This is a genomic window from Peribacillus sp. NPDC076916 (assembly GCF_050269675.1).
GTDB classification, from domain to species: domain Bacteria; phylum Bacillota; class Bacilli; order Bacillales; family DSM-1321; genus Peribacillus; species Peribacillus aracenensis.
On sequence record NZ_JBNNIU010000019.1, the window covers coordinates 51,150 to 57,149 of the forward strand.

8 protein-coding genes are annotated in these 6,000 nt (G+C 41.4%); all 8 read right to left on the reverse strand.

Going from position 1 to position 6,000, the window contains the following annotated elements:
* Positions 1-12: 12 nt before the first annotated feature.
* The 8 genes from yabA to ACQKFG_RS26505 all read right to left on the reverse strand — a co-directional run bounded on the left by yabA (position 13) and on the right by ACQKFG_RS26505 (position 5,734).
* Complete coding sequence (gene yabA / locus ACQKFG_RS26470; RefSeq protein ID WP_370662572.1) at positions 13-351, reverse strand: DNA replication initiation control protein YabA; 339 nt, start codon at positions 349-351, stop codon at positions 13-15.
* A 50-nt stretch (positions 352-401) separates the two neighbouring features.
* On the reverse strand, positions 402-1,232 hold the full coding sequence (locus tag ACQKFG_RS26475) for a PSP1 domain-containing protein (RefSeq protein WP_061440314.1): 831 nt from the start codon (positions 1,230-1,232) through the stop codon (positions 402-404).
* 1 nt (position 1,233) lies between these two features.
* The gene (gene holB / locus ACQKFG_RS26480; RefSeq protein WP_427563991.1) at positions 1,234-2,238 is read right to left on the reverse strand and encodes a DNA polymerase III subunit delta'; all 1,005 of its coding nucleotides are present in this window, start codon (positions 2,236-2,238) and stop codon (positions 1,234-1,236) included.
* A gap of 8 nt (positions 2,239-2,246) precedes the next feature.
* The gene (locus ACQKFG_RS26485; RefSeq protein WP_192207391.1) at positions 2,247-2,687 is read right to left on the reverse strand and encodes a YaaR family protein; all 441 of its coding nucleotides are present in this window, start codon (positions 2,685-2,687) and stop codon (positions 2,247-2,249) included.
* Positions 2,688-2,711: 24 nt separating this feature from the next.
* Positions 2,712-3,041, reverse strand: a complete 330-nt coding sequence (locus ACQKFG_RS26490) for a cyclic-di-AMP receptor (protein WP_063235895.1) — start codon at positions 3,039-3,041, stop codon at positions 2,712-2,714.
* A 101-nt stretch (positions 3,042-3,142) separates the two neighbouring features.
* Positions 3,143-3,784, reverse strand: coding sequence for a dTMP kinase (gene tmk, locus ACQKFG_RS26495; RefSeq protein WP_427563994.1), 642 nt, complete (start codon positions 3,782-3,784; stop codon positions 3,143-3,145).
* 39 nt (positions 3,785-3,823) lie between these two features.
* Positions 3,824-5,272, reverse strand: coding sequence for an aminotransferase class I/II-fold pyridoxal phosphate-dependent enzyme (locus tag ACQKFG_RS26500; protein ID WP_192207388.1), 1,449 nt, complete (start codon positions 5,270-5,272; stop codon positions 3,824-3,826).
* A gap of 243 nt (positions 5,273-5,515) precedes the next feature.
* Positions 5,516-5,734, reverse strand: coding sequence for a sigma factor G inhibitor Gin (locus tag ACQKFG_RS26505; protein WP_141993387.1), 219 nt, complete (start codon positions 5,732-5,734; stop codon positions 5,516-5,518).
* Positions 5,735-6,000: the final 266 nt, after the last annotated feature.

Consider the following 6,000-nt stretch of genomic DNA (forward strand, 5'->3'; position numbering starts at 1 on the left):
ATTATTCCTTTATCACTTCTTGTTTAAAAAAGATAAACAGAACAGGCAATCCCCTTCTTTTCGTAAACTGCCAAAATGCAGATTGCAAATATGAAAGCCTTCTTGATAGATACGGGCTAAATTATCATAGCCTTCCCCGATATCCATAACCTTGTCCGTACTTGCGGTACGGTTTTTCACTTTTTGTTTGACCTTTACTGCAGCAGGCGCACTTTCGACTTCCACAAGGCCCAACCGATGGCGCAAATGCTCTTTCTCCAGCTTGAGCGACTGATTTTCCTCCAGGATTTCAGCTAAGTTCTGCTTCAATTCTCCAAGCTGCTTATATAATTGGCCTATCTGGGTTTCCATATTGGTCACCGACTCAAAAATATCTTTCTTATCCACGCTCTCCCACCACCTTAATAATCTGTGGCTTGAATAGAAACGGCTCCCTCTTTTAGAATCTCATCTAGAGTATACTCTAATACTCTTTCTTGCTCGATTAGTTCAATCTGAAGTACGCGTTCTAGAATATTAAGCCCCACTACCTTGCCTTTGCCACCAGGCGTATTAATCATTTCACCTAAATCAGGAAGCATTTCCTTCGCACTTTCATACTCATCATTTTCATATTTCAGACAGCACATCAATCGACCGCATAAACCTGAGATTTTTGTAGGGTTTAATGATAAATTCTGATCCTTCGCCATTTTGATGGAAACCGGTTCAAAATCTCCAAGAAATGTGGAACAGCAAAGCATTCTGCCACAAGGCCCGATGCCACCAAGCATCTTTGCCTCATCCCTTACCCCAATTTGGCGCAGTTCTATGCGAGTTCTGAATATGGCAGCTAAATCTTTGACTAAATCACGGAAATCCACGCGACCATCCGCTGTAAAATAAAACACGACTTTATTTCTGTCGAAAGTATATGACACATCAACCAGCTTCATATCCAGCTTATGCTCCACAACCTTTTGACAACATATAGAGTAAGCCTCTTCTGCAGCCGCCTTGTTCTCGTCTACAATCAGCTTATCTTTTGCATCAGCGACCCGAAGTACTTTTTTCAATGGCAGGACAACATCGTTTTCATCTACTTGTTTTCGGGCTGTAACGACTTTACCGAATTCAACACCGCGGACAGTCTCCACTATTACAAAATCGTCCTTAGGAATTGCGAATTCACCCGGATCGAAGTAGTATATTTTGCCCGCCTTTTTAAAACGGACACCTACAACATCATACAAATCATGATCCCTCCTGCAAATTCAGCACAAGCTGTTCCATCAACAGCTGTGGATTCGTGTTGGACATCAGCTTCCTTTTTGCTTCCAAAATGCAACCCATATGTTCAGCAAGGCGTCTTGGGGAAAGATGAAGAGCGTGAGTTTCAAATTCCTTCAGTTTATTTTGGAACACAACGAAGTCCTCTTTGTCCAACTGAATGTATAATAAATCCTTATATATAAGAAGTAACAAATCAAGACCTCTGTCAACCTGTTCTCTTTCTTTAAAGTGTGTGAACCAATCCGTCTGAAGGTACAGCAATGCCTTCAAGGAATTAAGTTTTAACACTTCATATAATTTTACCACTATTTTTTGAGCTTGTACAAACCATTCATCATGACTAAGCCCGATTCCAGCTTCCACATTCTGTGTTATGTGTGCAATAACCGAAGCCAGCTGTGGTTCTACATCCTGTTCCATCAGCTTCCGTTTCACATTCTCAGGAGATAATGGCTTGAACGAAATCACTTGGCATCTTGATAATATAGTCGGCAGAATCCTCTGAAGCTGTTCGGTCATCAATATTGCTACAGTATCAGCTGAAGGTTCTTCTAAAAATTTCAATAGACTGTTGGCTGCCCCCACCGACATTTTGTCGGCATCGGCAATCATATAAACCTTCCGATCCGCCTCTACGCTTTTTTTCGAAAATTCTTCCTGAAGCCCCTTGATTTGTTCTTTCTTTATTGAGAGACCGTCTCTTTCTATTAAATGGACATCCGGATGATTCCCACTTGAAATCCGTTTGCAATTCCGACAAAGTTCGCATGGCTCATAACCTGCTGTCGGGGCTTCACATAGTAAGCTTTTGGCAAAGGCATTGCTTATCTCTTGCTTACCTGTCCCTTTTTCCCCTTCAAATAAATACGCATGGGCCACCCTTTTCTTCGTTATGCTATTTTGCAGCATCGTCATTACCTGCGGCTGAATTTGACTCATGTCCCGCCATGTTTTATCCAAAACCATCAACTCACTTAAGTATATAAATTAATCAGAAGACCCTTAATTTCGCCTATCATTTCCAAAATTTCAAGCGAGCTTTTCTCTTTATTAAGAATTTCCTCACTTAACTCAACTAATCTTACATCTATCGTTTCCACGGTTTTCAACGGCCTACTCTGTCCATATTCATTCCAGCTCGTGGATTGCTTCAGTTCCAATCCATATTCAACCGCTTCTTTAACAAACCGTTTCACCAATGCTTTATATTTTGCCAATTCCCTAAAAGTGCGTGACCTAACTAAACGCTGACCCGCCCCTTCAATATCGCCTAACAAACGGTTTAATGTTTGGATTTGCATCTTTTGATCCTGTGTTTGGACCATTTGTTGAAATCTTCCATTTCCGGTTTGAAACTGTTTGGCATCCTGACGCGATTTATCCAGCTTTATAGGGATATCATAGTTGATTTTCATAATGAACCTCCCTGAAACTAACCGTTAAAATTGTAAAAAGTTTTCAACTGGCAGAACAAAAATGGTCGCACCGCCTACTTGAATCTCCACTGGGTAAGGTACATAGGACTCGGCATTCCCGCCCATCGGTGAAACCGGTGATACTAACTGGGATCGTGATTGACAATTCTGTTTGATGATCTGGATGGCTTTGTCAACACGTTCATCCTCTGTGCCAATCATAAAAGTCGTATTGCCTGATTTTAAAAACCCGCCAGTGCTGGCTAGCTTGGTCGTTCCGAAATTATTTTCCACTAATTCATTCAGCAGGCGATGACTATCCTTGTCTTGAACGACAGCAATGATCATTTTCATTCTCATCATCCTCCGGTTACTCTGAATTTTTACTAACTCCATTATAGCAACTAGTCCTTGTCTGGAATAGTATTGGTTGAATAATATGGAAACCCGTATATTTAGTTTCCTGCTTTCGCTAAAAATTTCAGCAAATTGGCTTTCGTTTCCTCAAAAACCTCATCTATTGTCCGGCCTGCATCCACGATAATGAAACGGTCTTTCCATCTATTTATAATGAACTGATACCCCTCATAAACTTTTTTATGGAAGTCGAGGGCTTCAAGATCCAGACGGTTCACTTCCCGTTCCCCATTGGACTGGATACGTCTCAATCCCTCTTCCGGGTTTATATCAAAAAAGAACGTGGCATCTGGCATCATATCTCCAATTGCGAATTTATTGATATTATAAACTTCTTCTATTTCCAAACCCCTAGCATGACCCTGATAGGCTAACGAGCTATCTATGAATCGGTCACAGAGGACAATTCCCCCTCGTTCCAACTCAGGAATGACCACTTCCACTAAATGCTGACGCCTTGCTGCTGCGTATAATAAAGCCTCTGTCCTCGAGTCCATGGCTGTATTATCTTTATTAAGGATCACTTCCCTAATTTGCTCCGAAATGGGAACACCCCCTGGCTCACGCGTTAATAGGACTTGATAGCCTTCTTGTTGCAGGGCCTTGCCAAGCATTTGGGTAATTGTTGTTTTCCCAGCACCCTCAGGCCCTTCCATTGTTATAAAAATACCACGTTTCATCGATGTACCTCCAAGGTTCTTTGTTTGTAGTATATCATTTTAATGCCTGCTTTCATAAACGATCAATTCTCCGTTTGAAAGGGAGGAACCGCCATGAAACCTTGATCCCAGTTCTCGCAGTCTCCTCAGATTGTATATATGCTCAGGAGTAATCATTTCCCCGGACATAATTAAAGGGATGCCTGGCGGATAGGGAATGACCATCTCGGCAGATACCTCACCCACTGCTTCCCGTAATGTGACAGGCTTTGATTTACTATGCTTCATGACGGAGTATGGCATTTCAAGTCCTGTCATTGACCTTCCATCAGTCCATGGGACCCCAAGATCTGGTTCCTTGTTTCCAGTTCTGTCTTCAGTGGCTCTTTTTATAGTTTGAACGATTTCATGAAAAGGAAATTCGGTACCCATTTTTAATAAGGGTAAAATCATTAATAAATTATGAGGATCAGCCAATTCCGTAAAAATGCCTTTGGCTTCACATAGCTGCTGTAATTCAAACCCGCTTAAACCATTTGTTGATTGAATGACCACTTTCAACGGGTCTGCCAAGGTGCCTTGTGGCGCCTCCAGCACCTTTACTGTTTGCAAGGCACCTAATTCCCCTCTGAAGTCTGATATCTTTTCAATAAGGGATATTTTATCTTCTGATGTAAAAGCAGCTAAGTAGGCCCTGGCCAAGTCGAGCGATCCCATAATTGGGTAAGATGGACTGCTCGACTGAAGCATTTGTAAATAAAATGATACTTGATCGACATCAACTAAGGGTGAATTAACATGAAGAAATGACCCCATCGTCATAGCCGGCAGTGTTTTATGCGCTGAATGGACAACGACATCTGCCCCTGCCAAAATTGCCGGCTTAGGAAATGGGCTTCCCAACTGAAAATGAGCGCCATGTGCCTCATCCACCAGCACAGGAATCCCCTTTTGATGTGCGAGTCTTACCATTTCCGTCAAGTCTTCACCAAGACCATAATAATTAGGATAGGTAACAATGATGGCTTTTACATCTGGATGTACACTCAAGGCTTCTGCAATTAATGTTGATCCCACACCGCCAGCAATGCCCCATTTCTCATAATAGGCTGGTTGTAAAAAGATCGGTTGTACATTCGCTAACATCAATCCATGTAAAATCGATTTATGGCAGTTTCTTTGGACAAGGACCTTATCACCTTCCCGGCAGGTAGCAAGAATCATGGCAATGTTGCCTACGGTGGACCCATTAACCAAAAAATAACTCCGCTTTACCCCATATAGGTCAGAGAGTAGTTGCTCGGACTGTAAAATGGCGCCCTCTGGAGCATGCAGGTCATCTAAACCGCTTATCTCCGTGGCGTCAATACCAAGAATGAGATTGTATAAGGCTTGGCCCTTTTTATTAAACACCCACCCATTTTTATGCCCTGGGACATGCAGGGATATTGGCCTTTTTTTATGAAAAGCACTCATTGCATCGAACAACGGTGTCTGTGATTGATTCATTTTTCTTTTCCCTCATATATCATAGTATTTTTTCATTTTATCAAATAAGTTCAATTTTATCTCATATTGCGTCGACTGAAAGGCAATTATGCGTTTCCGAACATGTCTGTTTGGAGGAAACAAACAGTAACATGGGAGCATCTTGCCAAGCATTCTTCTAAAGTACCAAAAAAAGAATCAGAGATTAAAGAAACACATCATTTCTTTTTTCTCTGACTCTTTAACTTTCCACATACTATTTTTTCATGATAATATTTCAGGATTAGTGATTTTTCTTAATTGCTTTAAGTAATATTGGTACTTGGGATCATTCGTATCCGTCCTGATCATATCCCTTTCGCATTCCTCACAAATAAAAGTCGTATATAGATGTATACCCATCCCTTTTATTTGTTCACAAACCGCGCACGTTTCCCCTGCCGTTGTTTTGGTTGTTGTTGTCCCCAACATCTCCACCTCCATACCTGCATTCTCCCCAAAAACCATTGTTCGCATACATTAATTTAAATAGTTTAAGAGAACCGGGGATGCTTTTAACAATGTATGATGAAGAATTTCAATACGTGTATGTCTTTATAAAAGTTTCCTTAATTGATAATCCCTTTATATCCAATGATTTTTCTTTGCATTATGCAAAAAAAGACCAGCCAGATGGCTGATCTTTTTAAATGGCTTGGCGGCGTCCTACTCTCACAGGGGGAAACCCCCAACTACCATCGGCGCTGAAG

Coding starts and splice junctions, on each gene's coding strand:
- ACQKFG_RS26505 (WP_141993387.1), bottom strand. CDS start 5,734: ATGGAGGTGGAGATGTTGGGGACAACAACAACCAAAACAACGGCAGGG.
- ACQKFG_RS26500 (WP_192207388.1), bottom strand. CDS start 5,272: ATGAATCAATCACAGACACCGTTGTTCGATGCAATGAGTGCTTTTCAT.
- ACQKFG_RS26490 (WP_063235895.1), bottom strand. CDS start 3,041: ATGAAAATGATCATTGCTGTCGTTCAAGACAAGGATAGTCATCGCCTG.
- holB (WP_427563991.1), bottom strand. CDS start 2,238: ATGGTTTTGGATAAAACATGGCGGGACATGAGTCAAATTCAGCCGCAG.
- yabA (WP_370662572.1), bottom strand. CDS start 351: ATGGAAACCCAGATAGGCCAATTATATAAGCAGCTTGGAGAATTGAAG.
- ACQKFG_RS26485 (WP_192207391.1), bottom strand. CDS start 2,687: ATGAAAATCAACTATGATATCCCTATAAAGCTGGATAAATCGCGTCAG.
- tmk (WP_427563994.1), bottom strand. CDS start 3,784: ATGAAACGTGGTATTTTTATAACAATGGAAGGGCCTGAGGGTGCTGGG.